Raw genomic sequence first — 25472 nt, 5'->3', positions numbered from 1 at the left:
CCTTTGGCTGGTCTTTAAGTACCGTACTGCAAGGTACAGGCAGCAGGGAGGAGCAGGCATGGCACCCACACGGCAACAGCATTTTCCACGGCCGAGAACGCTGATACACCCCGGTATTTCTTCGCCGGTGCGTATCAACAGCCTGCGCTCGCCATCTGCGCGTCATATGCGGCTGTTCATCGCGCCGGGGTGCAGCCTCTACGATGGCATCGTGCGGCCTTTGGCCGAAAACGGCATCGAAAATGCCTCTTTGACCATTCTCGGCGGTTATTTCGACATCCTGTCCTATTGCGTGGCTCCACCCGATCCTTCCGGCAGGGCGGTCATCGCCTATACGAAACCCATCGATGCCGGGGCGGCCTGGCTGGTTTTCGGCAACGCGACGCTGGGGCGGAGCCTGAAGGGCGAGCCGATCGTGCATTGCCATGCCGCCATGCGGACTGCGGCGGGTGTGGTCAAAGGCGGCCATTTGCTGACGGAATCCTGTATCGTCGGAGAAAGCGGCATTTCCGCCCTTGTGACCTCGCTCGACAGTTTCGTGCTGCAGCAGTCCTTCGATCCCGAAACCAATATTCCCCTTCTTCAACCCAGGAACCGCACGGAGCCCGCCGATGAACACGCATAACACTGTCGAATCCGGCTCCATGGGCCGCGTGGCCTATGCCCGCATTGCGCCCAATGAAGACCTCGTGCTCGGCGTCGAGAAACTGTGTCTGGCCGAAGGTTTCCGTAATGCCTTCGTGCGCGGCGCGCTGGGCAGTCTGGTGGATGCGTGCCTCGGCACCCGCAGCGGCGCTTTTTTGCAGATAAGCGGTCCTGCCGTTGAAATCGTTTCGATTGCCGGTGAGGTGCGCGCCCAGCCGGATGGCTCCCTGCGCGCCGCGCTGACCGGCGTTGTCGCCGATACCGATGGCGCGGTTTATGGGGGTCCCTTCATCGCCGGCGCCAACCCGGTGTGCATGACCTTTGAGGTGACGCTGGAAGAATGGTTGCCTGTGGAAAAGCCACAGGCGGCGTGAGGTACGGTAAGGCGGGCGGTGGAGCTGCACGGCGCAACTCATGCGGCCGCCCCCTGTCTTTCGGTCAGAAGCAGCTCGAAAGTGACGCAGACCGGGTTTTTGCCGCGCACCAGCCGCCCGCCGCTGATCCGCGTGGTAAGATCGACCATCGCAATATCCAGCATTGCCCGTTCGCCACCCGTGGCGGCGGGGTGGATGCGGCCATTGCGGATGAGGATTTCGCTGGCATAGGCGGTGAGACTTGTTCCGTCTTCATAATCCGCGCCGATCAGGCTGCCGATACCATTGACCTCGGCCTGCCGCAGGTCGAACTGTCTGCAGGCGGCTTCAAGCGCCGTGCAGATATCGGTATTGGGCCGCACGGTGCACAACAGCGCCCGGAGCCCTGCATCCTTCCGGTTGCGCGGCTGTGCGATGGGCGTGAAGAGGGGGAAATTGGTTTCCTCGTCCTTCTGCACATCCAGAATTGCGCCATCCACCGCCAGCGCCTCAAGCGGCGTTTCCCCGGCAAATTCGGACTCCAAAGGCAGCAGGTGGCCCATGGAGAGAACGCCTTCGGCACTTTTCCACGAACCATGGCAGTGCAGGAACGGCTGACCGTCGCGCCGCCCCATATGCAGGCCGGCATCGATGATTGTGCCCCCCGGCATGGAGAAAGTTTCGCTATACCAGGCGGCATGCGCGTCATCGGGTGCCGCTGCGGGCATGACATAGTGCAACCGCTTCATCGGCACATTTTTCAGTCTGACATAACCCCCATAGAAACCCTGTTCGACAAAGGCTTCTGCAATCGCCTCATTGACGCAGACACCGGGTCTGGCATTCAGCCTGACCGGATGGGCGTGGCAACCGACGACTCGGAAGCGTTCGGGTGTTGCCGGCCCCGGATGGACGATGCTGCGCGGAAGCCCCTCCGGGGGCATTATCGTCATACCGCAAGCCCTGCGGTAATGAAGCCGCCATCCACGGCCAGCACCTGACCGTTGATGTAGCTCGCGTCGTCCGACACAAGGAAAGCCACGGCAGAGGCGATCTCGTCCGTCCTGCCATAGCGGTGCATGGGAACGCGGCTGTGCCACTGGCTGCGAACATTCTCCGTATGAACCGCCTGGGTGAGGGGGGTATCGACGGGGCCGGGCGCAATCGCATTGACGCGAATGCCCGATTGCCCCAGTTCGTTTGCCATAACCATCGTCAGAAGATTGACGCCGCCTTTTGAAGCGCCATAGGCGCTGCGACCACGATTGCCGCACATGCCGGAAACCGAGCTGATATTGACGATCGAACCGGAAATTGCGCGGTCCAGCCAGTAACGCGCGGCGGTGCGGGCCACGGCGAAACTGCCGACGAGATTGACGTCAACGATACGACGGAATTCTTCCACGCTGGTATCGACCGAAAGCTTGTCGATGCCGATGCCGGCGCTGTTGACGACGGCCACCAGATCGGCGCCGTCTGACGTCAAGGCGGCGAAAGCCTCTTCTATCGACGTCTCATCCGCCACGTTGCAGACGATGCCGCGCGAAGCATCGATGCCGAGTTTTTCGCAGGCCGCATCCAGCGCCTCACGCTTGAGATCCAAAAGCCATGGCTGCCAGCCGCGCGCCATCAACAGCTGCGCCGTGGAAAAGCCGATACCCGATGCGCCGCCGGTGATGGCGACAGCGCCTTTCATCTCTCTCGTCTGCTGTGTCATACCGTCTCCTCCCGGTTATGCGTTACGGCCTTCAGCCAGTCAGTTTTTCCTCAAAAACCGGCATCTGGCCGCGCTTTTCCAGCTCCTCGCGGATCATCTTCTTGGTGATCTTGCCATAGGCGGATTTCGGCATGGCATCCCAGAACACAATGGCTTTCGGCAGCTTGTAACGGGCCATCTTGCCGTCGAGATAGGCTTTCAGGTCGATGCCGGCGATATCCGCGCCCTCCCGCGCCACGCAGACGGCGACGCCGACCTCGCCCCACACCGCATCCGGCACGCCCAGAACCGCTGTCTCGCTGATATCCGGATGCATGAGGATTTTTTCCTCGATCTCGCGCGGATAGATGTTCGAGCCGCCGGAAATATACATGTCGGAGGCGCGGCCGGTGATGTAGACGAAACCGTTCTCGTCGCGGTGACCAAGATCGCCGGTGCGGAACCAGCCGTTGCGGAAGGCTTTGGCATTGGCATCGGGATTATCGTAATAACCCGCGAAAACAGCAGGGCCGATAACGCAGATTTCGCCGGTTTCACCGGCCTGAAGCTCCTCGCCTGCATCGTTCTGGATTTGCACTTCCATGCCGGTGCGATCAAAACCGCAGGTGCCGATCCGCGCCTCCGGGCCGTCCTCGGCGTTGTGGAAGGAAGGCGGCAGCACGGTGATGTTGCCGGTCACTTCGCCAAGGCCGAAATATTGCACCAGCACCGGGCCGAGCTTGGCGAGCGCCCGTTTCTGATCGGCGCGATACATGGGCGCACCGGCATAGATGACGTAGCGCAGCGAGGAATGATCGAAACGATCCACGGAAGGGTCTTCGATCAGCATTTTCAGAATGGTCGGCACGGTAAAGGCATTGGTGACGCGCCATTTCTCGATCAGCGCCCACACCGCTGGCACATCGAGTTTTTCCGCAGCCGGAAGCACCGTTTTTGCCCCATGCGCCACCTGCACCAACTGGTGAATGCCCGCGCCGTGCGAAAGCGGCGCAACGACGATGGAAGCGTCGCCCGGTCCGGTGCCGGGCATCAGATCGCAAAGATGGTTGGTGATGACGAAGGCCATCTGGCCATGGGTCAGCACCGCAGCCTTGGGTCGACCGGTGGTGCCGGAGGTGAAGAAGAACCAGCAGGGATCGTCCCGATCCACCGCCTCGCTTTTTACTTTCTGGCCCAGATGGCGGGCCACGATAGTGTCGTAGTCCTCGCCAAATTCGGCCGGGCCAATGGCGATGGTGAAATCGATCGCGGTTGCTTCGCGGCTCGCCCTTGCATGCTCGGGAAAAGCGCTGGCGCAGATCATGCCGCGTGCGCCGCTGGCTTTTGCCAGATAGGCCACCTCATCGGGCGACTGGCGATAATTGGTCGGCACCCACACCGCGCCCACGCGGAAGCAGGCGAACATGGATTCGAACATCTGGTTGTTGTTGGAAGACTGCACCAGAATGCGGTCACCTTTCCTGACGCCGAATTCTGTTACCAGCGCCTGCGCCATGGCATCGACGCGGGCGTCCATTTCAGCCCATGTCCAGCTCTTCTCACCCCATACGAAGCCGATGTCGGCGGGGTTGCGGCGCGCTGCCTGGGTCAGGAAATGCGAGAGATTCATGACCCGCGTGGTCGAAGGCGCAACCCCGCCCGGAGGATGTATCGTCATTTCACGCGCTCCATGATCGAGACATAGTTGGCAACCGCAGTTCCCCCCATGTTGAAAACACCGGCGAGCGAGGCGCCGGGGATCTGCATGTCGCCCGCTTCGCCCATCAATTGCATCGCCGCCATGACATGCATGGAGACCCCGGTTGCCCCAACCGGATGCCCCTTGGATTTCAGCCCGCCGGAGGGGTTGATCGGCAGGCGACCGGTTTTCAGGGCCGTGCCTTCGCGCACCACCCGGTGCCCTTCACCGGGCTTTGCCAATCCCATCGCCTCATATTCGATGAGTTCGGCAATGGTGAAGCAATCATGGGTTTCGACGAAGGAGAGGTCGTCGAGCGTCGCGCCTGCGAGTTCCAGCGAACCTGCCCAGGCGCGGCGCGCGCCCTCGAAGGCCAGCGGATCGCGGCGGCTGAGCGCCAGAATGTCATTGACATGCTTGCGGCCCCGGAAACCGATGGCCCGGTTGAGTGTCGCTGCGGTTTCCTCATCGGCCAGAATGATGGCGGCGGCGCCATCGGAAATCAGCGAGCAGTCGGTGCGGCGCAGCGGGCCTGCGACGTAAGGGTTCTTATCCGATACCGTGTTGCAGAAATCGAAGCCGAAATCCTTGCGCATATGGGCGTAGGGATTGACCGCGCCATTGGCGTGGTTCTTGGCGGCGATCATCGCCAGTTCTTCCGAGCGATCGCCATAGCGCTGGAAATAAGCCTGGGCGATACGTCCGAACTGGCCGGCAAAGCCGCCGGAAATATCGGCTTCTTCGGCACGGTAGCAGGCGGATAGCAGGATTTCACCCACCTCGGCGGTTGGCAGCGCCGTCATTTTTTCGGCGCCGACAACGAGCGCGATGCGCCCACGCCCGGCCTCGATGAAATCCATGGCGCTGTAAAGGGCGGCCGATCCTGTCGAGCAGGCATTCTCGAAACGCACGGCGGGCGTGTAGGCGAGGCGCTCATCGCCCATGGCCACCAGCGCGCCCTGAAAATCCTGTTTCGAGAAACCGTTATTCATCACGCCGACGAAAATGCCGTCTATATCGCCGACATCGACGCCGGCATGGTCGATGGCCGGCGCCACGACTGAAGCCATCAGTTGTTCGGTATTTTCAAGGGCCGATTTGCCGAAAGGCGAATGCGCCCAGCCGACGATCTGCGCTTTGCTCATTTGCTCGTTCTCCTTGTTTGCCGTTTCGCATCGCCTTCGCCACGCGTGCGGGCGCGGCTTGCCATCATTTCCGCAATGCGTGTTTCGATGCGGGTCACTTCCTCGCGCAGCACCGCCGCCAGTTCCGGCTGGCGCTCCGGCCGCATGCGGCTGTCGACGGCGGCAATGCTCAACGCTCCCGCCACCGCGCCATCCGGTGTTCGGATGGCAACGCCGATACCCCAGGAATTCGAGAGGATCAGACCCGGATTGAGCGAATAACCATTGGTTCGCGTCAATTCGACATCGCGGCGCAGTCCGTCCAGCGTGATGCCGGGATAGTTCGCGGCAATCAGCCCGCTATTGGCGGCAATGACGCTTTCCACCTCGGCATCGGGCAGGGCCGCGAGCATGGCGAGCGATCCCGCCCCAATGCCCAGCGGGTGCTCGAAACCGGCCTGAAGCGCGTGGGTGCGCACCGGCCAGGTGCCTTCTTCGCGATAGAGGCATAATGCGAACGTGTCGCGACGCACGGAAAGGAAGCTCGAATCCTCTGTGCGGCGGGAAATGCGCGTCAGACTGTCCTGGGCCATCTGCAGCAAGCCGAAACGGCGCGATGACAGGCTGCCGAGCACATAGGCTTCCTCGCCCAGATAATAACGCCGCGTTTCCTCATCCTGCTCCACCAGGCCTGCGCGGATCAGCGCCAGCAGCAGGCGGCGGGCCGTGGGCTTGTTCAGCCCGCTTTCGGTGACGATGACCGAAAGCGCCACACCGCGTTCGGCATGACGCCCCACCATGGAGAGCAGCCCTAGCGCCCGGTCTACCGCGCGCGCGCCTGTCAGGTCGTTTTCCATCGGGATCATCGTGGCCATATTAGGAAAACGCTCCCACCGCACAGCTTTGCCCGCCATCGACCGGCAGGCAGATTCCGGTGATGAACTTGGCTTCATCGGATGCCAGAAAGACTGCCGCGCGGGCGATATCGAAGGCATCGCCCATGCGGCCTACTGGGACTGCGGCATTGCGCGCCGCCACCATATCCTCGACGGAGGCATATTGATTGCTGATCTGTTTGTAGATCAGCGGCGTATCGATCATTCCGGGCAGAACGCAATTGGCGCGAATGCCCTGGCGGGCATATTGCATTGCCAGCGCCACGGTTGCCTGGTTTACGGCGGCTTTCATGGCGTAATACGCAAAATAGGGATAACCGGTCCAGCGAATGGAGGCGAGCGAGGAGATGTTGACGATGGCCCCACCGCCCTGCGCCAGCATCACCGGCAGTACCGCCTTGGCGGTGCGATAAACGGAGCCGATATTGAGATCGACCGAGGCTCGAAAACGTTCCTCGTCCAGCTCTACCGGGCCGCCCATATGGGTCACGCCGACATTGTTGTGCAGAATATCGATGCCGCCGAAGACCTCGCAGGTCCGCGCGACCGTGGCAGATACGGAATCGAGTTCCGTGACATCGGCAGCAACCGCAATCGCCTCGAAACCTTCGTTGCGAATGATCTGCGCGGTTTCCTCGGCCGCGTCAGCGGAAAGGTCGACACAGGCCACGCGCGCGCCTTCGCGGGCAAATTGCACGGCCGCAGCCTTGCCATTGCCAAAACCCGGACCAGATGATCCTGCGCCAAAAACTATGGCGCGTTTTCCCGTCAGGCGACCTGTCAAAACAGTCTCCATTACAATCGTCAGAAATAGTCGGGTCGGCCCCGCTAGAGTGTTTCCACTTTTCCTGGAAATGCTCTCAAAGCGGGGCCAATCATTCAGCGGACCGGTCAGGTCAGGCTGGCGCCAACGGCCTTTTCGAGAATGGCCCAGGCTTCATCGCCATATTTGCCCTTCCATTCGGAATAGAAACCGGCTTCCTTGAGGGTTGCACGGAAGAGTGAGGCGTCGGTGTCGTTGAAGGTCATACCCTTGGCAATCAGGTCTTCCTTCACCGAGGCATTGAGCTTCGCCACATCGGCCCGCTCGTCCTTGCCGGCTTGATTGAGGTTTTTGGCAACGATGGCGCGCAGGTCATCCGGCAGGCGCTCCCAGGCGCGCTTGTTCGCCAGGAACCAGAAGCCGTCCCACATATGGTTGGTGACCGAGCAGAATTTCTGCACTTCGAACAGCTTGGCGGTGGAGATGATCGCCAGCGGGTTTTCCTGGCCATCGACCACGCCGGTCTGCAAGGCGGTGTAGACTTCAGCGAAATTGATCGAGGCAGGGGCTGACTTGAAGGCCTTGAACATCGAGGTCCAGAGCGGGCTTACCGGCACGCGGATCTTGAAGCTTTCGAGATCGGCCGGCGTGGCGATGGGCTTCGAAGCGCTGGTGATCTGGCGGAAACCGTTATCCCAGATGGTGTCCATGGCAACGAGGTTCTGCTTGGCGATTTCGCCGCGTACATATTTGCCGAGATCGCCATCCATGGCCGCCCAAACCGAATCGTAGTTCGGGAAGGCGAAGCCGATGCCGCTGATGGATGCATTCGGCACCAGCGTCGACAGGATCAGTGGCGAAAGCGTAAAGAATTCAACGCCGCCCGAGCGTACCTGGCTCAACACATCGGTATCAGCGCCCAACTGGCTGCTGGGGAAGATGTTGATATTCACCTGGCCGTCGGTTTCCTTGGCGATACGGTCAGCCGCTTCCTTGGCGCGGATGTTCATGGGGTGCGCGGCAGGCAGGTTGTTGGCATATTTATAATTGAACTGCGCAGCGCGGGCGCGCGACACAAAAGCGGTGGCAAGAACGGCAGAGCCGGCGCCGGCCAACACGGTACGTCTGTTGATATTCATTGCTTTCTCCTCCCAAAATAAAAGCATGTGTCATTCATCGGCGTGGCGGATGGACCCGCCACGGTCTCAGAGCAGAATTGTCGAGAAGCCCGGAATTGCCGCAATCAGCAGCAGACCGATGACCATGGCTGCGAGATAGGGCCAGATGGCGCCCATGGCCTCATCAGGCGAAACATTGCCTATCTTGCAGGCGATATAGAAACCGATGCCTATGGGCGGCGCCATCAGGCCGATATTCATGGCGACCACGACCACCATCGAATAATGGATGTCGTTGATGCCAAGCGTGCGGGCAATGGGGAACATGATCGGTGCGAGCAATACGATTGCCGGCAGGCCTTCCAGCACGCAGCCGAGGATCATGAAAATCAGGATCGACACGATCATATAGGTCATCCAGCCGCCCGGCAGATCGGTGATCATCGCGGTCAACTGGAAGGCAAAGCCGCTCTGCGTCAACCCCCAGGCCATGGCCGAGGCGCAGCCGAGGATCAGCAGGATCGCCCCGGAAAGGGCGGCCGTCTCCACCAGCATGGAATAGAGCTTTTTGAGGCTGATGCCGCCATAAAGCACCGCACCGATAATCATCGCATAGAGCACGGCAATGGTGGAAACCTCGGTTGCCGTCGCCACGCCGCCGCCGACCAGGCTGCGGATGAGGAAGGGCAGAACCAGCGCCGGTGCGGCAACCAGGGCCGCCTTGCCGACCAGCGGCCATGGGGTGCGTTTTGCGCCTTCCATGTTTTCATGTCGCGCCTTCCAGCGGGCCAGAACGGCCAGTACCAGAAGCAGCACCATGGCGATCATGAAGCCGGAAGTGAACAGGCCGGCAATCGACACGCCCGCCGCCGAACCGAGGACGATCAGCACGATGGAGGGCGGAACCGTATCGGCCATGGCGGCGCCGGTGGCGAGCAGTGCAATCATTTCCTTGGGCTTGTGGCCACGGCGCTTCATTTCCGGAAACAGCGCCGGTGCGACCGTCGCCATATCCGAAACCTTGGAGCCGGAAATGCCCGAGACCAGAAACAGCGACCCGAGCAGCACATAGGACATGCCGGCGCGAATATGGCCGAACATCGAGGATAGCAGTTCGACAATCGCCCTGCCCATGCCGGTGGCATCGAGCACGCAGCCCAGCAGCACGAAAACTGGAACCGACAGCAGAATGATGCCTGACATGCCCTCGTCAATGCGCCCGATCATCACGATGGTCGGAACCCAGGTGGTAAAGGTCAGGTAGGCGAGGGTTCCAAGGCCGAAACAGAAGGCGATCGGTACGCCCAGCACCAGAAACACCGCCACGAACAGGCCGAGGAAGATCGCCAGATTGAAATTGCCGAAAGTTTCGAGCGTCGGCGATGCCAGATAGAGCAGGCCGGAGGCGACCGCGACGGTGACAACGGCTGCGATGATGTCCCGTAGATTCTCCCTGCGGAAGAGATTGTTGAGGACCAGCAGCAGCATCAGACAGGCGCCAACCGGCAAGGCGGCAGCGCGGAAGGACATTGGAATATTCAGCGCCGCCGAGGTGACGACCCATTCCTCGATGGCATATTCTATCGCCGGCTTGATAATCGCCGCAAGAAATGTCGCTACCAGCACCAAAGCGAGCGAGTTGACATAGCCCAGAATGCGCTGCGGAAACATATTGAGAAATAGTGTCAGGCGCAGGTGCTCGCTGCGGTCGATGGCAATTGCCGCACCCAGCATGGCAAACCACAGGAAGCTCAACGACGCCGTTTCATCGATCCAGACGATTGGCAAATGCAGGGCATAGCGCGATGTCACGCCCAGCAGAAGCAGGCCGATCATCACCGCCAGCAGCACCGCCGCGACAGCCTCGATGGGTCGCATGAACCATGAGCCTGTTACCGGCCCGGTATGCAAAAGCTCTCCATCGAGCACAAATACGTCGTCATTCGCGTTTGCGGTCATGGTCATCGGGGCCTCCTCTCCCACAGAACAACCTTCGCAACGGACTGCGGCAGACAAAGAGAGTTATCCGCGCCCACGCCAATATCATGACCGACGCATCAGGATATATCTGTCATTGCCAGACCGGCCAGACCCCTCCAAAAGCCTGAAACTAGCGGTATATTGCCTCCACAATATGGACCGTTAAAAAACTATGCATTCGGGATACACAGGAAAAGTGCCGAAATCAACTGTATAAATGCAGTATTGCGCGGTTTTCATCGTATGCTTATAGGTCCACATAGTGGATCATACTATAATTGATTGAAATTTATCTGTGATGTAACGAGCGCGCAGCAATTTCCGGGGCTTTTCGGAAGCCCGTCGAGACGACAGCGCTTGTGATGCCGGGCGAGCCGGACGGTCTGGCGTTATGCGCTGAAGAAGTCGGAGAGCAAATCCGCTGCCTATTGCGGCAATGACGGTCATAAAGTCGTCAGGTTGCACGACTTGAGCGGATAAGGCTGCCCATGGTGGACATGCTTCCACTCAGGCGATGCACAATCAAAACGGTGGAGAATTATCAGTCGGGTAAAATGAAAGACGATTGGGTCCGGGTGACGGAATACGGACGATCTTGCTTTATCAAACGAAGCAGCCGCCCTTTAAGGCGGCTGCTGTTTATCTGATGTTCTCTGTCAGCCTCAGGCTGCCTTTTCGAGTTCCTGCTTCCAGTTACCCTTGGCGGCGAGGCTGTTCATCGCGGCGCGGTGCGTGAAGGCGCGCTGGCCGGCGGCGACGTTTTCCTGCTTGCCGCCCCATGTCTTGAGGGCCGTATCCTGAAGCGCGCGGCCGTAGGAATAGGTCAGAGACCAGGGCAGGTCGTAGCCGGCATTCATGGCGGAGAGATGGGCGGTCGCCTCTTCGGAGGACTGGCCGCCGGAAAGGAAGGCGATGCCGGGAACGGCGGGAGGCACGGTCGCCTTCAGAACCTTCACGGTCTTTTCCGCCACTTCCTCGACGGAGGCCTTGCGGGCCTTCTTGCCGTCGATGATCATGTTCGGCTTGAGGATCATGCCTTCAAGATTCACACGGGCGTCGAACAGGTCCGCAAAAACGGTCTGGAGAACCCATTGCGTGACTTCCGCACAGCGGTCGATGTCATGCGTGCCCGGTTCGCCGTCCATCAGCACTTCCGGCTCCACGATCGGCACGATATCCGCCTGCTGGCAGAGAGCGGCGTAACGGGCGAGCGACTGGGAGTTTGCCTTGATCGAACCCCAGCTCGGACGCTGCTCACCGATGGTGATGACGCCGCGCCATTTGGCGAAACGCGCGCCGGCCTCATGATACTTGCGCAGGCGCTCGTAAAGACCGTCGAGGCCTTCGGTGATGAATTCATGCGGATGGAAAGCCATCGGCTTGGCGCCGATATCCACCTTGATGCCCGGCAGGCTGCCGGCCGCCTTGATGATATCCACGAAAGGCGTGCCGTCGGCGGCCTTCTGGAACAGGGTCTCTTCATAAAGGATGACACCGGAGATGTATTTCTTCATGGCGTCGTCGGAACGGAACAGCATCTCACGATAATCGCGGCGGGCGGTCTCGGTGGACTCCAGATTGATGCTGTCGAAACGCTTTTTGATCGTTCCCGTGGATTCGTCGGCGGCGAGCAGGCCTTTGCCGTCGGCGACCATTTTGATTGCGATGTCTTCGAGACGTTCGGTCATTTGCTATTCTCCCAAGGCACAATAAATTTCCGATAACAGAAGTTCCAGGGCAGGGAAATGGCACGCTAACTCATTGAAACGATTGAAATGATTTCAATCGTTTGAAACTTTTCCTCCCGGTGCCGCTTACCAAAAAGCAAGGCCGGACAAGCATGGCTTGTCCGGCCTCGTGTCAGGCAAGTAGGGTGAGTTTACTTGGCGGCGGTCAGGATGGCAACGCCCGGCAATTCCTTGCCTTCCATCCATTCGAGGAAGGCGCCGCCGGCCGTCGAAACATAGGAGAAATCCTCAGAAACGCCGGCATGGTTGAGCGCGGCAACGGTGTCGCCGCCGCCGGCGACGGAGACGAGCTTGCCGGCCTTGGTGCATTCCGCCGCGTGTTTTGCAGCGGCAACGGTCGCCGCGTCGAAGGGCTCGATTTCGAAGGCGCCGAGCGGACCGTTCCAGACCAGCGTTTCGGCGCGGGAAATCCAGGCCTTGATGCTTTCAACCGATTTTGGGCCGACATCGAGAACCATGGCATCAGCGGGAATGGCGTTGATGTCGACGATTTCATTGGCCGCACCGGCCTTGAATTCGCGAGCGACGACGCCGTCCTCCGGCAGCACGATGGCGCAGCCGGATGTCGCAGCCTCGATCATGATCTGCTTTGCGGTCTCGGCGAGATCATGCTCGCAAAGCGATTTGCCGACCTGCGCACCGCGGGCGGCGAGGAAGGTGTTGGCCATGCCGCCGCCGATGACGAGGGCGTCGACCTTCTTGACGAGGTTCATCAGCAGATCGATCTTGCTCGAAACCTTGGCGCCACCGACGATGGCGACGACCGGACGGACTGGCTGGCCGAGGCCCTTTTCCAGAGCCTCAAGCTCGGCCTGCATGGTGCGGCCGGCATAGGCGGGCAGGTGGCGCGCCAGGCCCTCGGTGGAGGCATGGGCGCGGTGGGCGGCGGAGAAGGCGTCGTTCACATAGATATCGCCATTGGCTGCCAGAGCTTCGACGAAGGCCGGGTCGTTCTTTTCTTCGCCCTTGTGGAAACGGGTATTTTCCAGAAGCAGGATATCGCCATCGTTCAGTTTAGCGACGGCGTCCGCCGCCGGTGCGCCGATGCAGTCGGTCGCGAAGGAAACGGCGTGATCCAATACTTCCTCGACGGCGGGTACGATCTGGGAAAGCGACATGTCGGCCACCGGTTCGCCCTTCGGACGGCCGAAATGGGCAAGCAGAATGACTTTTGCGCCCTTGGAGGACAGTTCCAGAATGGTCGGCGCAACGCGTTCGATACGGGTTGCGTCCGTCACCTTGCCATCTGCGACCGGCACGTTGAGATCAACGCGGACGAGAACGCGCTTTCCGGCAATGTCGTTGAGGTCGTCGAGGGTCTTGAAAGCGGGCATAGGTCGATCCTGATTTGTTGCGAGTTCGGCACGGACCATACTATGCCTGATTGACGACGCAAGCCGGTCAGGCCTCATTTTCTCTTACTGTATTCGCAGCGGCGGGGGCGCTTTCTTCAACGCTGGCGGAGCGTGGCTGGCGCTTCTCTGCCAGATGGTTGCGGACACGGTTGAGGATTTCCGAAAAGCTGATGAAGATCGGCAGGCTGGTCGCCGGTTCCACCGGTTCTAGGGAGATGCCCACACCGGTTATCGCCTCGTGTTCGTCCAGTGTGCGAACGATCAGCACGATGGAGCCGAGGCGCACGCGGTCGGCATAATCTGCCTTTCCGGCAAGGCGCGCTTCGATGAGTTCCGCGACGCTCATCGCCTGTTCGGCGGGCGAAAGCAGGCCGGGGCCATAGGCTGCGTCTAGTTCCTTCGCCGGACGGGCCGACGAGATCGCGAAGGTGCCGAAGAAATCGGCGTCGTCATCGGCAACCGGCAGGGCGCTCGCAAACAGCCGGTCGATCAGGCGGGAATAGCCGGGTGCGATGAAGAGGTAGACGAGATCGTTCTCGCGCAGCCGCCCGGCATATTGGTAGCGGATCGATTTGCCGTCGCGCACCACCAGCGAAGGCATGGCCCAGCGCGGAATGCGCTCGCCCTGCATGATGGCGCTGCCTTTGGCGACCCGGTAGGAAATCAGCTCATGATTGGCGGTGCCTGGAAGGTCCACCTCCAGCTTGTCCACCTCACCCATGCGTGGCGGCACGATCAGCCCGAGCCTTGTCGCCACCGGCTTGATGGTCCAGCCCTGTACCAGCAGCGACACCAGCACGATGATGAAGGCGGCGTTGAAATAGATCTGCGCATCGTCAAGCCCGCCGAGAATGGGCATGATGGCGAGCAGGATGGAAACCGCGCCGCGCAGGCCCACCCAGGCGACGAAAGATGTTTCCTGCTGGGTATAGTTGAAGGGCATGAGGCTCAGCCACACCGCAAGCGGGCGGGCGACGAAGATCAGGAACAGCGCGAGCAGCACGGCCGGAATGGCGATTGCCGGAAACTGCGACGGGGTGGCGAGCAGGCCGAGCATCAGGAACATGATGATCTGGGCAAGCCAGGTCAGCCCCTCATGGAAACGGCGAATGGTTTCCTTGGCGAAAATCCGGCGGTTGCCGGCAACAATGCCTGCCACATAGACCGCCAGAAAACCGCTGCCGCCAATTGTGCCGGTGAAGGAAAAGACGAGCAGCGCCAGCGCCAGCACGAAGATGGGCGCAAGCCCCCGGTCGGCGGCGAAACGGTTGACGACGGTGGCGATCATGACGCCGCCGAGCAGGCCGAAAATCACGCCAAGGCCCATCTGCTCGATGAAAAGCAGCAGAAAGCCGCTATCGATGCTGGCCAGCCCCTGGCCCTTGGCGATGATTTCGACCAGGGCGATGGTGAGGAAGATCGCCATCGGATCGTTGGTGCCGGATTCGACTTCCAGCGTCGAGCGCACCTGATCGCGGATATGGATGCCGCCGATGCGCAGCAGGAAGAACACGGCCGCCGCGTCCGTGGAGGCGACGATGGCGCCAAGCAGCAGGCCCTCAGGCCATGAAAGCCCGAGCAGCAGGGCCGCCGCGCCGGCAAAAAAGACGGATGTGAGGATGACGCCGACTGTGGCGAGAGCGACGGCGGGTGCCGCCGAAAGCCGGAAGGACTGGATGGATGTGCCGAACCCGGAATCGAACAGGATGACGGCAAGCACCAGCGAGCCGAGCATATAGGCCAGCGGATTGTTGGTGAATTCGATGCCGAGGCCGTCCACACCGGCCACAAGGCCGATCATCAGGAAAAGCAGCAGCAGCGGTGCGCCGAAGCGGAAGGCGATAAGGCTCGAAAAGGCGGCGACGAGAACGAGAACGGTTGCGACCAGCAACAGAAGATAAAATGATTCCACGTCCACCGCCTCATTCAAACCGCGTTGATAGACCGCAACCCGTGGCGCAATGAATGCTCTGCGCGTCTGCAGTCAATGCGCCACGGGTTGCGGTCTGTCAGCGCTGTTTCGGGTGGCGTTGAAAGACGACGCAAGGCGGGGTGTATCGAATGATACGGCAGGGCCGAAGTGCATTGCGCACGACCGTTATCCCTGCATCTCTTGTCCGTTTCAAAATCGACCAGACAAAGGCAGGAAATTGAAAACTTGGAGGCACCTCATAGGAAAATCGAAATAAAAAATCCGGCGAGATTGCTCCCGCCGGACCTGCATCCATTAATGCGTCTTCGTTAGATGGTCTTCGCGAAGGCGACGGCCGTGTCCGACATGCGGTTGGAGAAGCCCCACTCGTTGTCGTACCAGGACAGGACGCGCACGAAATTGCCTTCCATGACCTTGGTCTGGTCGTTGGCGAAGATCGACGAATGGCTGTCGTGGTTGAAATCGCGGGAAACCAGCGGCTCGTCCGTGTAGCCGAGGATGCCCTTCAGCTTGCCGTTGGCGGCAGACTTGATCGCTTCGTTGATTTCCTCAACCGTGGTGGCGCGCTTGGCAATGAACTTGAAGTCCACGACCGAAACGTTCGGGGTCGGAACGCGGATCGACGTGCCGTCCAGCTTGCCCTTGAGGTGCGGCAGAACGAGGCCAACGGCCTTGGCAGCGCCCGTCGAGGTCGGGATCATGGACAGGGCTGCGGCGCGGGCGCGGTAAAGGTCCTTGTGCATGGTGTCCAGCGTCGGCTGGTCGCCGGTGTAGGAGTGGATCGTCGTCATGAAGCCATGGTCGATGCCAACGACGTCATCGAGAACCTTCACGACCGGCACGAGGCAGTTGGTGGTGCAGGACGCGTTGGAAATGACCAGATGGTCCTTCGTCAGCTGGTCGTCGTTGACGCCGAAGACGACGGTGAGGTCTGCGCCGTCAGCCGGAGCCGAAACGATGACGCGCTTTGCGCCGGCCGTCAGGTGAGCGGCAGCCTTGTCGCGAGCGGTGAAGATGCCCGTGCATTCCAGCGCGATGTCGACGCCGAGTTCCTTGTGCGGCAGCGTTGCCGGATCGCGAACGGCCGTCACCTTGATCGGCTTGCCGCCGCCAACGATGATCGTGTCGCCTTCTACCTTCACATCGGCCGGGAACTTGCCGTGGATCGAATCGTAACGCAGCAGGTGGGCGTTGGTCTCAACCGGGCCGAGGTCGTTGATGGCAACGACTTCGATGTCGGTGCGGCCGGATTCGACGATGGCGCGCAGGACGTTGCGGCCGATGCGGCCGAAGCCGTTAATGGCAACTTTTACAGTCATTTACAGTCTCCCGAACAAGAATGGGCGTGGTCTTTGCTGAGTGGTGAGGGCTTGGGAAGCCCTCACGCAAGTTTTGCCTCGACTGCGGCGACAACGGCTTCCGCCGTGATGCCGAAGTGCTTGAAGAGATCCTTCGCCGGTGCGGACGCTCCAAAGGAGTGCATGCCGACGAATGCGCCGTCGGAGCCGATGAAATAATCCCAGCCCTGGCGGATGGCGGCTTCGACCGCGATCTTCACCGGAGCCTTGCCGATGATGGCGTTGCGATAGGTTTCCGGCTGTTCCTTGAAGAGCTCGAAGCAGGGAACGGAAACGACGCGGGCGGAAACGCCCTTGTCCTTCAGCGTTGCGGCGGCCTTCAGCGCCACTTCGACTTCCGAACCGGAGGCGAAGATCGAAACCTTGGCGTCGCTGGCGGAGACGAGTTCGTAGGCACCGTAAGCGGAGAGGTTCTTCTCTTCATATTCCTTGCGTGAGGGCGCAAGGTTCTGGCGGGTAAGCGCCAGTGCGGAAGGACGATGCTTCTGTTCCAGCGCGAGCTGCCAGCATTCTGCCGTCTCGGTTTCATCCGCCGGGCGGAAGACGAGCAGGTTCGGAATGGCGCGCAGGGCTGCGATCTGCTCCACCGGCTGGTGGGTCGGGCCGTCTTCGCCGACGCCGATGGAATCATGCGTCAGAACGTGGACGACGCGGATGCCCATGAGGGCAGCCAGACGGATCGATGGACGGCAGTAGTCCGAGAAGATCAGGAAGCCACCGGCATAAGGAATGAGACCGCCATGCAGAGCGATGCCGTTCATGGCTGCTGCCATGCCGTGTTCGCGGATGCCGTAATGCAGGTAACGGCCGGAGAAGTCCGTCGGCGTGATGGACTTCATCTGGCTGGTCTTGGTGTTGTTGGACGGCGTCAGGTCGGCAGAGCCGCCGATCATTTCCGGCAGGACGCCGTTGATGACTTCGAGCGAATCTTCCGAAGCCTTGCGGGTGGCGACCGTGGGGTTGTTCTCGATGATCTTCTTCTTGAAGGCATCGATGGCGCTGTCGAAATTGCCGGGCAGGTCGCCGGCGAAGCGGCGCTTGAATTCGGCCTTCTTGCCGGCTTCAGCGGCTTCAAGGCGGGCTTCCCAGTCCTGGCGGGTCTTGGTGGAGCGCAGGCCGGCGAGACGCCATGCATCGAGCACATCTTCCGGAACGACGAAGGCTTCGGCTTCCCAGTTCAGGTGCTTGCGGGTGGCGGCGATTTCTTCGGCGCCGAGCGGGTTGCCGTGAACCTTGTGGGTGCCCTGCTTGTTGGGGGCGCCGAAGCCGATGACGGTCTTGCAGGCGATGAAGGTCGGGCGGTCGGATTTCTGCGCGGCTTCGATGGCGGCGGCAATCGCGTCCGGATCGTGGCCGTCGACGCGGATGGTGTTCCAGTGAACGGCCTGGAAGCGGGCGATCTGGTCGGTGCTGTCGGAGAGGCCGACTTCGCCGTCGATGGTGATGTTGTTGTCATCCCAGAACAGAACGAGCTTGTTGAGCTTCAGGTGGCCGGCAAGCGCGATAGCTTCGTGGCTGATGCCTTCCATGAGGCAGCCGTCACCGCACAGGACATAGGTGAAGTGGCTCTGCAGGTCGGAGCCGAATTCCTCTTCAAGCTTGCGCTCGGCAATCGCCATGCCGACGGCGTTGGCGATGCCCTGGCCGAGCGGGCCGGTTGTGGTTTCGATGCCGGTCGCGTGGCCATATTCGGGGTGGCCGGCGGTCTTGGAACCGAACTGACGGAAGCGCTTGATCTCGTCGATCGTCATGTCCTCGTAGCCCGTCAAATAGAGCAGCGAGTAAAGAAGCATCGAGCCATGACCTGCCGACAGCACGAAGCGGTCGCGATCCGCCCAGAGCGGCGCCTTGGGATCGAATTTCAGGTAACGGGTGAAGAGAACGGTGGCGACATCAGCGGCGCCCATCGGCAGACCGGGATGGCCGGAATTGGCCTTCTCCACTGCATCCATGGCAAGAAATCGGATCGCATTTGCCATCCGGTTGTGTTTGTCGCGAGAAATCATGGCTTTTCCGTCTGTTTCCGGGTGAAAGGAGATAGTTTTACGCAACTATCCAAAAAGCGGGTTGATCCATAGCAGGTGAGGCCGGCAAGTCAATAAATCCACGGGCGTTTGCGGTTCGCTGAGGGAGAAAAAATCGTTTAGAAAATCGGGCATCCTGACAAAATTCGTGCGATATGCGCCGACATCTCTTCGTTCATCCACAGAGCAAAACGTCTCAATGCACTGGTTTGATTGACGGGATGGTAAATCGGGTAATAACCTCGTGATTGTTGAAAAGGCCTGAAACCGGACGATTCGGCCGGTGGCGTGCGAGTTGGAAAAAACGATGTCGGCTGACAAGACCGTACAATCTGCGCTGACGGAGCTGAATGCTGCCATCACAAATCTCGAAAATGCCATCGATATGCGTATCGAGCGGCAAAGGGAGACGGGCGAGATCGATAACGAGGTCAAGCGGGTCCATGTCGACCGCGCAAGGCTCGCGCATGAGCTGGATCAGGCCGAGTTTCGCGCCAATCGTCTTGAAGAAGTCAATCGCGAGGTTTCCCGCCGGCTGGTGACGGCGATGGAGACGATCCGCGCGGTGCTGGATCGATAGGAGCGGGCTCATGGCGCAAGTCACAGTTATGATCGACGGCAAGGCCTACCGCATGGCGTGCGAGGCGGGGCAGGAAGACCATCTGACCGATCTCGCAACGAGGTTCGACCGGTATGTCGGGCACCTCAAGAGCCAGTTCGGCGAAATCGGCGATCTTCGCCTGACCGTTATGGCGGGCATCATGGTGATGGACGAGCTTTCCGAACTCAATCGCAAGATCGAGAAGCTGGAAGGAGAGGTCGCCTCCCTTTCCCGCAACCGCGACGGCATGGCCGAGCACCGGGCGAAATCAGACGAGATGGTGGCGCTCGCCATCGGCGATCTGGCCGACCGCCTGAACGGGATTACCGAAAAACTGCTGGCGCGGCCGAAGCCCGCCGCGCATTGATGGCCTGAAGGGCTCTGAGGCGGCAAAATTTCGCGCGCTGCCCTCTGGCGGTTTTCTCCGATCCGTCCTATATCTTCTATGCGTTCTGCGCTTCCCGACAGGAACCACAATCCCTGGGGCCATACTCGATCCAAAGGGAGCTGTCCCTGGCCAGTCCCGTGGGGCTGGACACACGGTGCCCACCTACTTTTGTAGGCACCCAGGATCGTAAATCTCCATCGGTCGCCGTGGATCGCGCTTGAAGTTTCGGATCAACCTCCGGGGCTTCCCTGTATCCTTGATATATTCGACAGTCATTTTTCATAACTGCCGGACGCGGCTTTTTTACATTGCCGTCATTGCAATGGCGGAACAATTCCCTATTATCCGGATTGGTATGTCTGTCATGCCCTTTAAAAAAGGGCGCTGCGGTCAAAACCGCGACGTGCCGTTCAACAGCCCAAAGAGCTAAACTTGTTTACTGAAATTATGATCGTGGTCCTGCTCACCGTATTGAACGGTGTGCTTGCCATGTCCGAGCTTGCCGTTGTCTCCTCCAGACCGGCGAGGCTCAAAGTGCTTGCCACGCAAGGCAGCAAGGGCGCCACAATGGCGCTCAGCCTTTCCGAAAATCCCGGACGCTTTCTTTCCACGGTGCAGATCGGCATCACGCTGGTCGGCGTCCTTTCCGGCGCTTTTTCCGGCGCCACGCTCGGTGCGCGCTTTACGGCGTGGCTTTTGGAGCAGGGCGTTCCCGACCGTGCCGCCGATGCGCTCGGCGTCGGCTCGGTGGTCGTCGCCATCACCTATCTGTCGCTGATCGTCGGCGAACTGGTGCCCAAGCAGATTGCGCTGCGCGATCCCGAAAAGGTCGCCGCCCGCGTCGCCCCCACCATGATGCTGCTGTCCAAGGTCGGCGCGCCGCTGGTGTGGCTGCTCGACCGGTCGGGCAAGGCCGTTCTGGCGCTTCTCGGCCATAGCGGTGAATCCAACGCTTCGGTCACCGACGATGAAATCCGCACGGTTCTGGCCGAAGCTCACAGCGCCGGTGTGATCGAGACCGAGGAATCGGCGATGATCACCAGCGTCATGCGCCTTGCCGACCGCAATGCGCGGGGCCTGATGACGCCGCGACGCGATGTGGAAGTGGTCGATATCGAAGACAGCGCGGAGGAAATCCGCGAGCAGCTTCGCCAGACGCAGCGTTCACGCCTGCCGGTGCGCAACGGCGCCTCGGATGAAATTCTCGGCGTGCTTTTCGCCAAGGACGCATTCGATGCGCTCGCTTCCGGCAAGGAACTCAACATTCGTGAGCTTCTGCGGGAAGTGCCGGTCGTATCGGATCTGACGAGTGCGGTGGACGTCATCCAGTCGCTGCGCCGTTCCACAGTGCATATGGTGCTGGTCTACGACGAATATGGCCATTTCGAAGGCATCATCAGCTCCGGCGACGTGCTGGAAGCCATCACCGGCGCGTTCCAGGAAGATGACGATGAGGAGCCGGCCATGGTCGAGCGCGAGGACGGTTCGTTCCTCGTCGCCGGCTGGATGCCCGCCGATGAGTTCGCTTATCGCATGGGTTTCCAGATTGACGAGGATGCCGAGTTCGAGACCGTTGCCGGTCTGGTTCTGGACGAGTTCCGCCGCCTGCCGGAACTGGGCGAACATGTCACCCGCAATGGCTGGCGTTTCGAGGTCATCGATCTCGATGGCCACCGCATCGACAAGGTTCTCGTGAGCCGGGCCGCCTGATGCCCGGTGACGTTGCCGAAAAAGCAAGGCTGCGCGGCGAAAGGCTCGCCGCGCGCGATGCGCTGACGCTGGCGGAGCGCCAGGAGAAGAGCCAGTCCATAACGGCCCATGGCGCCTCCGATATCCCCTTTGCACCGGGCACCGTAATTTCCGGCTTCATGCCGATCCGCTCCGAGGCCGATACCCGGCCGCTGATGGAAGCGTTGCGGACAAGGGGCGGGCGTCTTGTCCTGCCCGTTGTGCTGGATCGTGAAACCATTGTCTTCCGCGCCTTTGAAACGGATACGCCGCTGGTGAAGACCGGCTTTGGCACGACCGGCCCGGGTGAGGATGAGGAGGTTCTCGATCCGGATATTCTGCTCGTGCCTCTCTCCGTCTTCGATGGCAAAGGTCAGCGGGTCGGTTATGGCGCAGGCCATTATGACCGCGCCATTGCGCGATTGCACGCCAGGGGTCGTCAGCCCGTGCTCGTCGGCGTCGCCTTCGATTGTCAGGAAGTGCCGTCCGTGCCGGCGGAGCCGCATGATGTCTCGCTTCACGCCATTCTGACGGAAAGCGGCCTGCGCTGGTTTTCCGTCCCACTGTCGATCTCTGACAGTGGGCAAAAGGCGCTTTAGCACTTTTTAAAAGATGGATTTCCGGTTAGAGGGTCTCCACTTTTCCTTGAATGGCGAAGACCCTCTAACTCTTTGTTTCGTCGTATTTCCGGACGGAAAACCGGGTTCCACTTTTCCTGGAAATGCACTAGAGGGGACGAAATATAGAAACATGCGCAAGATCGGGGCGGGTGAATGAGGCTTCTTTTTCTCGGAGATATGGTTGGCAAGACCGGACGCACGGCTGTCTGGGAGCGGTTGCCGGGGCTGATTTCCGACCTGAAGCTGGATTTCGTCATCGTCAACGGTGAAAACGCTGCCGGCGGTTTTGGGATCACCGAAGATATCTATCTCGAGACCATCAATGCCGGCGCCGATGTGGTGACGACCGGCAACCACGTCTGGGACCAGAAGGAAGCGGTTTCCTTCTGTGAGCGCCACGACCAGTTCCTGCGGCCCGCCAATTATCCGGATGGTACGCCGGGCAAAGGCTCGGGCATTTTTTATGCCCGCAACGGCGCGCGCATACTGGTTGCCAACATCATGGGCCGGGTCTTCATGCATCCGGAACTGGACGATCCCTTCAAGTCGGCTGAAAACATTCTTGCCGCCTGCCCGCTGAAGGAACAGGCCGACGCCATTATTTTCGATTTCCACGCGGAAGCGACCAGCGAAAAACAGTGTTTCGGCCATTTTGTCGATGGGCGCGCCAGTTTCGTAGTCGGTACCCACACCCATGTTCCGACAGCCGACGCGCAGATATTGAACGGCGGAACCGCCTACATGTCGGATGCCGGCATGTGCGGCGATTATGACAGCTCGCTTGGCATGGAGAAGGAAGAGCCGATCAACCGCTTCATTTCCAAAATGCCGAAGGGCCGTTTCGAGGCAGCCAGCGGACCTGCGACGATCTGCGGCGTCGGCGTGGAGATTTCCGACCGAACCGGACTGGCGGAAAAGATTGCGCCGCTGCGCATCGGGCCGCGGCTTTCGGAAACCCTGCCGACCTTCTGGGTTTAATCTTCCCCCGAAGCGTTCACAATGACGAGAGGGTGAGCCTTCCGTTGCTCTTGTAACTGGACGCTCGCCAAAACCTGCCCCATCCTCTCAGCTTCGCAAGTTCAGGGGAGTGGCATGATGCTGCGCGTGCTAATGCTTGCAATAACGGGGCTGATCGCCTGTTCGGGAGCGGCCTTCTCCCAGACGGCGAGCCGTCCTCCCGTCAGCCAGTGCCAGGCGATCGCCAGCAACATTCCGGGCGTTATGTTCGCGAGATTCAATCCGCCGGGTGTTCAGCTGGCGCAGGCGACGGCAAAGGAGGAGGTGAAGATCAGCTTCATCGGCCATTCCACCTATCTGATCGAAAGCCCCGGCGGTGTGACCATCGCCACCGATTATAACGGCGTCTATCGTCCGCCCGTCACGCCGACGGTGGTGACGATGAACCGGGCGCATTCGACGCATTTTACCCTCAGTCCGGACCCGGCCATTCAATATGTGCTGCATGGCTGGAGCGATACGCCGGGAGAAAAGGCCGAGCACAAGGTTCTGGTGGGCGATGTCTATATCCGCAATGTCGCAACCGACATCCGCAACCGCTGGGGCGATTACGAGTCCTTCCAGGAGAACGGCAATTCCATCTTCATCTTCGAGGTTGCCGGGCTGTGCATCGGCCATCTCGGGCATCTGCATCATGAGTTGACGGATACGCATTATGCCGAGATCGGCCGTCTGGATGTGTTGATGGTGCCGGTGGATGGCGGGCTGACCATGGGGGCAGACAGCATGAGCCGGGTGGTCAAGCGCCTGCGCTCCGCGCTGATCCTGCCGATGCACCGCACCGGCCCGCCACTGGAGCAGTTTCTGACGATGTTCGGCGAGAGTTTCCGCATTGCCTATGCGACCGATCCGGTGATCCGCGTTTCGATGAGAAACCTTCCCCGCCAGCCGCAGATACTGGTGCCAAAAGGCATGTAGCATGGCGACGGGCGGGGAAGGCCGGGGGGAGTGGTTTATCAGGCAAAGGTGAGGTGCTGGCGGACGCCGACGTCAGGCGTCTTGTCATCCGACATGTTCGCCTTGGCGATTTCCCAGCCGAATTTCAGCGTGCTGTCCGTCGAAGCCCAGATATCGGCATCGTCGACATGCAACGCCAGCATGATCAGTTGCGGGTCGCTTTTGCCATGTTCGTACCATGCGGCAGTGACCGAGTTCCAATATTCGTCGATCTTGGTTTTGTCGTCGCGTGCTTCGAGGATGCCTGAAAGGCAGGCGTGGTAGTCATGGTCCTTGCCCACCACGCAGAAATGCGCCCGGGAGCCGGATTTCAGCGATTTCACCAGATCGGTGTCTTTTTTGGAGAAAAACCAGACGGTGTTGGTCTTGGGGTCAGCATGAGGCGCCATGGGCTGCATGTGGTTGTGCAGTCCTTCGAGACCGAGCATGCCGGCATGGACGGAATTGATCTCGTCCCAGAGCTGGCGGGCCGGTGCTTCTCTTGCTTCAGTCAGGCTGACCATATGTTTTCTCCTTCGGGTCTCATGTTGCGACGGAGGAAAAATATCCTGTTCCGCCGCGTTCATGATCAGAACGAAGAGCGGATAAATCGGTTCCTTCCGTTGTTGCGGCAAGAGAAAGCGCTTGCGGGGTTGAATGGCGCGGCTATCGCACTTATAAGGCCCGCAATCTCCAAATTACGACAATCAGGTTTTCCATGGCTGGTCATTCACAGTTCAAGAACATCATGCACCGCAAGGGCAAGCAGGACTCCGTGCGGTCCAAAATGTTTTCCAAGCTTGCGCGCGAAATCACCGTTGCGGCAAAGACGGGCATGCCCGACCCGAACATGAACCCGCGCCTGCGTCTGGCAATCCAGAACGCCAAGGCCCAGTCCATGCCGAAGGACAACATCGAGCGTGCGATCAAGAAGGCGTCCGGCGCCGATGGCGAAAACTATGACGAAGTCCGTTACGAAGGTTACGGCCCGGGCGGCGTCGCCGTCATCGTCGAGGCCCTGACGGACAACCGCAACCGCACCGCCTCCAACGTTCGCTCCATTTTCACCAAGGCCGGCGGCGCTCTCGGCGAAACCGGTTCGGTCTCCTTCTCCTTCGATCGGGTTGGCGAAATCTCCTACAAGGCTGAAGTCGGCGATGCCGACAAGGTCATGGAAGCCGCCATCGAAGCCGGCGCCGACGACGTTGAATCTTCCGAAGACGGCCACACCATCATCTGCGGTTTCGAAGCGATGAACGAGGTTTCCAAGGCGCTGGAAGGCGTGCTGGGCGAAGCCGAAAGCGTCAAGGCCATCTGGAAGCCGCAGAACACGGTGCCGGTGGATGAAGAAAAGGCGCAGTCGCTGATGAAGCTCATCGACAATCTCGAAGACGATGACGACGTGCAGAACGTCTACTCCAACTTCGAAGTGTCCGAAGAAATTCTCGCCAAGCTTTCCGCCTGACATCTCATATTTCAAAAAAAAGCCC

23 protein-coding genes and 1 other RNA gene are annotated in these 25472 nt (G+C 60.2%); 10 read left to right on the top strand and 14 right to left on the bottom strand.

What is annotated here, in order from left to right:
* The first annotated feature begins 58 nt into the window (after positions 1 to 58).
* A complete protein-coding gene (locus BTE54_RS07895) occupies positions 59 to 625 on the top strand; it encodes a DUF296 domain-containing protein (protein ID WP_198939106.1) in 567 nt (188 codons plus the stop codon).
* The gene (locus tag BTE54_RS07890) at positions 612 to 1019 is read left to right on the top strand and encodes a PPC domain-containing DNA-binding protein (protein WP_198939105.1); all 408 of its coding nucleotides are present in this window, start codon (positions 612 to 614) and stop codon (positions 1017 to 1019) included. The genes BTE54_RS07895 and BTE54_RS07890 overlap by 14 nt, the downstream gene beginning before the upstream one ends.
* A 38-nt stretch (positions 1020 to 1057) precedes the next feature.
* Here the strand turns inward: BTE54_RS07890 and BTE54_RS07885 are convergent, their stop codons facing one another.
* The 13 genes from BTE54_RS07885 to tkt form a co-directional block, all read right to left on the bottom strand.
* Positions 1058 to 1951 carry a DUF296 domain-containing protein gene (locus BTE54_RS07885; RefSeq protein WP_078052037.1) on the bottom strand — a complete coding sequence of 298 codons (894 nt, stop codon included), beginning with the start codon at positions 1949 to 1951 and terminating at the stop codon, positions 1058 to 1060.
* Complete coding sequence (locus BTE54_RS07880; RefSeq protein ID WP_065656499.1) at positions 1948 to 2715, bottom strand: SDR family oxidoreductase; 768 nt, start codon at positions 2713 to 2715, stop codon at positions 1948 to 1950. Before BTE54_RS07880 ends, BTE54_RS07885 begins: the two co-directional genes overlap by 4 nt.
* A 31-nt stretch (positions 2716 to 2746) precedes the next feature.
* Complete coding sequence (locus BTE54_RS07875; RefSeq protein WP_078052036.1) at positions 2747 to 4372, bottom strand: acyl-CoA synthetase; 1626 nt, start codon at positions 4370 to 4372, stop codon at positions 2747 to 2749.
* Positions 4369 to 5538, bottom strand: a complete 1170-nt coding sequence (locus tag BTE54_RS07870) for an acetyl-CoA acetyltransferase (RefSeq protein ID WP_065656497.1) — start codon at positions 5536 to 5538, stop codon at positions 4369 to 4371. The genes BTE54_RS07875 and BTE54_RS07870 overlap by 4 nt, the downstream gene beginning before the upstream one ends.
* A complete protein-coding gene (locus BTE54_RS07865; RefSeq protein WP_065656496.1) occupies positions 5535 to 6392 on the bottom strand; it encodes an IclR family transcriptional regulator in 858 nt (285 codons plus the stop codon). Before BTE54_RS07865 ends, BTE54_RS07870 begins: the two co-directional genes overlap by 4 nt.
* A gap of 1 nt (position 6393) precedes the next feature.
* Positions 6394 to 7197, bottom strand: a complete 804-nt coding sequence (locus BTE54_RS07860; protein ID WP_198939104.1) for an SDR family oxidoreductase — start codon at positions 7195 to 7197, stop codon at positions 6394 to 6396.
* 107 nt (positions 7198 to 7304) lie between these two features.
* Complete coding sequence (locus tag BTE54_RS07855; protein ID WP_003520342.1) at positions 7305 to 8315, bottom strand: TRAP transporter substrate-binding protein; 1011 nt, start codon at positions 8313 to 8315, stop codon at positions 7305 to 7307.
* A gap of 66 nt (positions 8316 to 8381) precedes the next feature.
* Positions 8382 to 10259: a TRAP transporter large permease subunit gene (locus BTE54_RS07850; protein WP_078052034.1), complete on the bottom strand. Its 1878-nt coding sequence runs from the start codon at positions 10257 to 10259 to the stop codon at positions 8382 to 8384.
* Positions 10260 to 10936: 677 nt separating this feature from the next.
* Positions 10937 to 11962, bottom strand: coding sequence for a class I fructose-bisphosphate aldolase (locus BTE54_RS07845; RefSeq protein WP_078052033.1), 1026 nt, complete (start codon positions 11960 to 11962; stop codon positions 10937 to 10939).
* A gap of 191 nt (positions 11963 to 12153) precedes the next feature.
* Positions 12154 to 13356, bottom strand: a complete 1203-nt coding sequence (locus tag BTE54_RS07840; protein ID WP_003523198.1) for a phosphoglycerate kinase — start codon at positions 13354 to 13356, stop codon at positions 12154 to 12156.
* 67 nt (positions 13357 to 13423) lie between these two features.
* A complete protein-coding gene (locus BTE54_RS07835) occupies positions 13424 to 15289 on the bottom strand; it encodes a potassium/proton antiporter (RefSeq protein ID WP_078052219.1) in 1866 nt (621 codons plus the stop codon).
* A 329-nt stretch (positions 15290 to 15618) separates the two neighbouring features.
* Complete coding sequence (gene gap, locus BTE54_RS07830; RefSeq protein WP_059755800.1) at positions 15619 to 16629, bottom strand: type I glyceraldehyde-3-phosphate dehydrogenase; 1011 nt, start codon at positions 16627 to 16629, stop codon at positions 15619 to 15621.
* A gap of 62 nt (positions 16630 to 16691) precedes the next feature.
* Positions 16692 to 18674, bottom strand: coding sequence for a transketolase (tkt, locus tag BTE54_RS07825; RefSeq protein WP_078052032.1), 1983 nt, complete (start codon positions 18672 to 18674; stop codon positions 16692 to 16694).
* Positions 18675 to 18999: 325 nt separating this feature from the next.
* On the opposite strand from tkt, the gene BTE54_RS07820 reads away from it, so the two are divergent.
* From BTE54_RS07820 to BTE54_RS07785, 7 genes are all read left to right on the top strand, one after another.
* The gene (locus BTE54_RS07820) at positions 19000 to 19272 is read left to right on the top strand and encodes a DUF4164 domain-containing protein (RefSeq protein ID WP_035263131.1); all 273 of its coding nucleotides are present in this window, start codon (positions 19000 to 19002) and stop codon (positions 19270 to 19272) included.
* Between the two features lie 10 nt (positions 19273 to 19282).
* Positions 19283 to 19660, top strand: coding sequence for a cell division protein ZapA (locus BTE54_RS07815; RefSeq protein WP_003523207.1), 378 nt, complete (start codon positions 19283 to 19285; stop codon positions 19658 to 19660).
* A 79-nt stretch (positions 19661 to 19739) separates the two neighbouring features.
* Positions 19740 to 19898: non-coding RNA, 6S RNA (gene ssrS / locus BTE54_RS07810), on the top strand.
* 230 nt (positions 19899 to 20128) lie between these two features.
* Positions 20129 to 21391 (top strand): hemolysin family protein, encoded by a 1263-nt coding sequence (locus tag BTE54_RS07800; RefSeq protein WP_020812224.1) that lies wholly within the window; start codon positions 20129 to 20131, stop codon positions 21389 to 21391.
* Complete coding sequence (locus BTE54_RS07795) at positions 21391 to 22008, top strand: 5-formyltetrahydrofolate cyclo-ligase (RefSeq protein ID WP_078052030.1); 618 nt, start codon at positions 21391 to 21393, stop codon at positions 22006 to 22008. Before BTE54_RS07800 ends, BTE54_RS07795 begins: the two co-directional genes overlap by 1 nt.
* A gap of 174 nt (positions 22009 to 22182) precedes the next feature.
* Entirely contained in the window at positions 22183 to 23007 is an 825-nt protein-coding gene (locus tag BTE54_RS07790) for a TIGR00282 family metallophosphoesterase (RefSeq protein ID WP_078052029.1), read from the top strand.
* A gap of 114 nt (positions 23008 to 23121) precedes the next feature.
* Positions 23122 to 23964, top strand: a complete 843-nt coding sequence (locus BTE54_RS07785; RefSeq protein ID WP_143240703.1) for an MBL fold metallo-hydrolase — start codon at positions 23122 to 23124, stop codon at positions 23962 to 23964.
* Positions 23965 to 24002: 38 nt separating this feature from the next.
* Here the strand turns inward: BTE54_RS07785 and BTE54_RS07780 are convergent, their stop codons facing one another.
* Entirely contained in the window at positions 24003 to 24506 is a 504-nt protein-coding gene (locus tag BTE54_RS07780) for a pyridoxamine 5'-phosphate oxidase family protein (protein WP_065656489.1), read from the bottom strand.
* 194 nt (positions 24507 to 24700) lie between these two features.
* Here BTE54_RS07780 and BTE54_RS07775 point away from each other — a divergent pair, with 194 nt between their 5' ends.
* Entirely contained in the window at positions 24701 to 25447 is a 747-nt protein-coding gene (locus BTE54_RS07775) for a YebC/PmpR family DNA-binding transcriptional regulator (protein ID WP_003523214.1), read from the top strand.
* Positions 25448 to 25472: the final 25 nt, after the last annotated feature.

The sequence above is a fragment of the Agrobacterium sp. YIC 4121 genome (assembly GCF_002008205.1).
GTDB classification, from domain to species: domain Bacteria; phylum Pseudomonadota; class Alphaproteobacteria; order Rhizobiales; family Rhizobiaceae; genus Agrobacterium; species Agrobacterium leguminum.
This window is presented reverse-complemented; position numbering and strand designations above follow the sequence as displayed.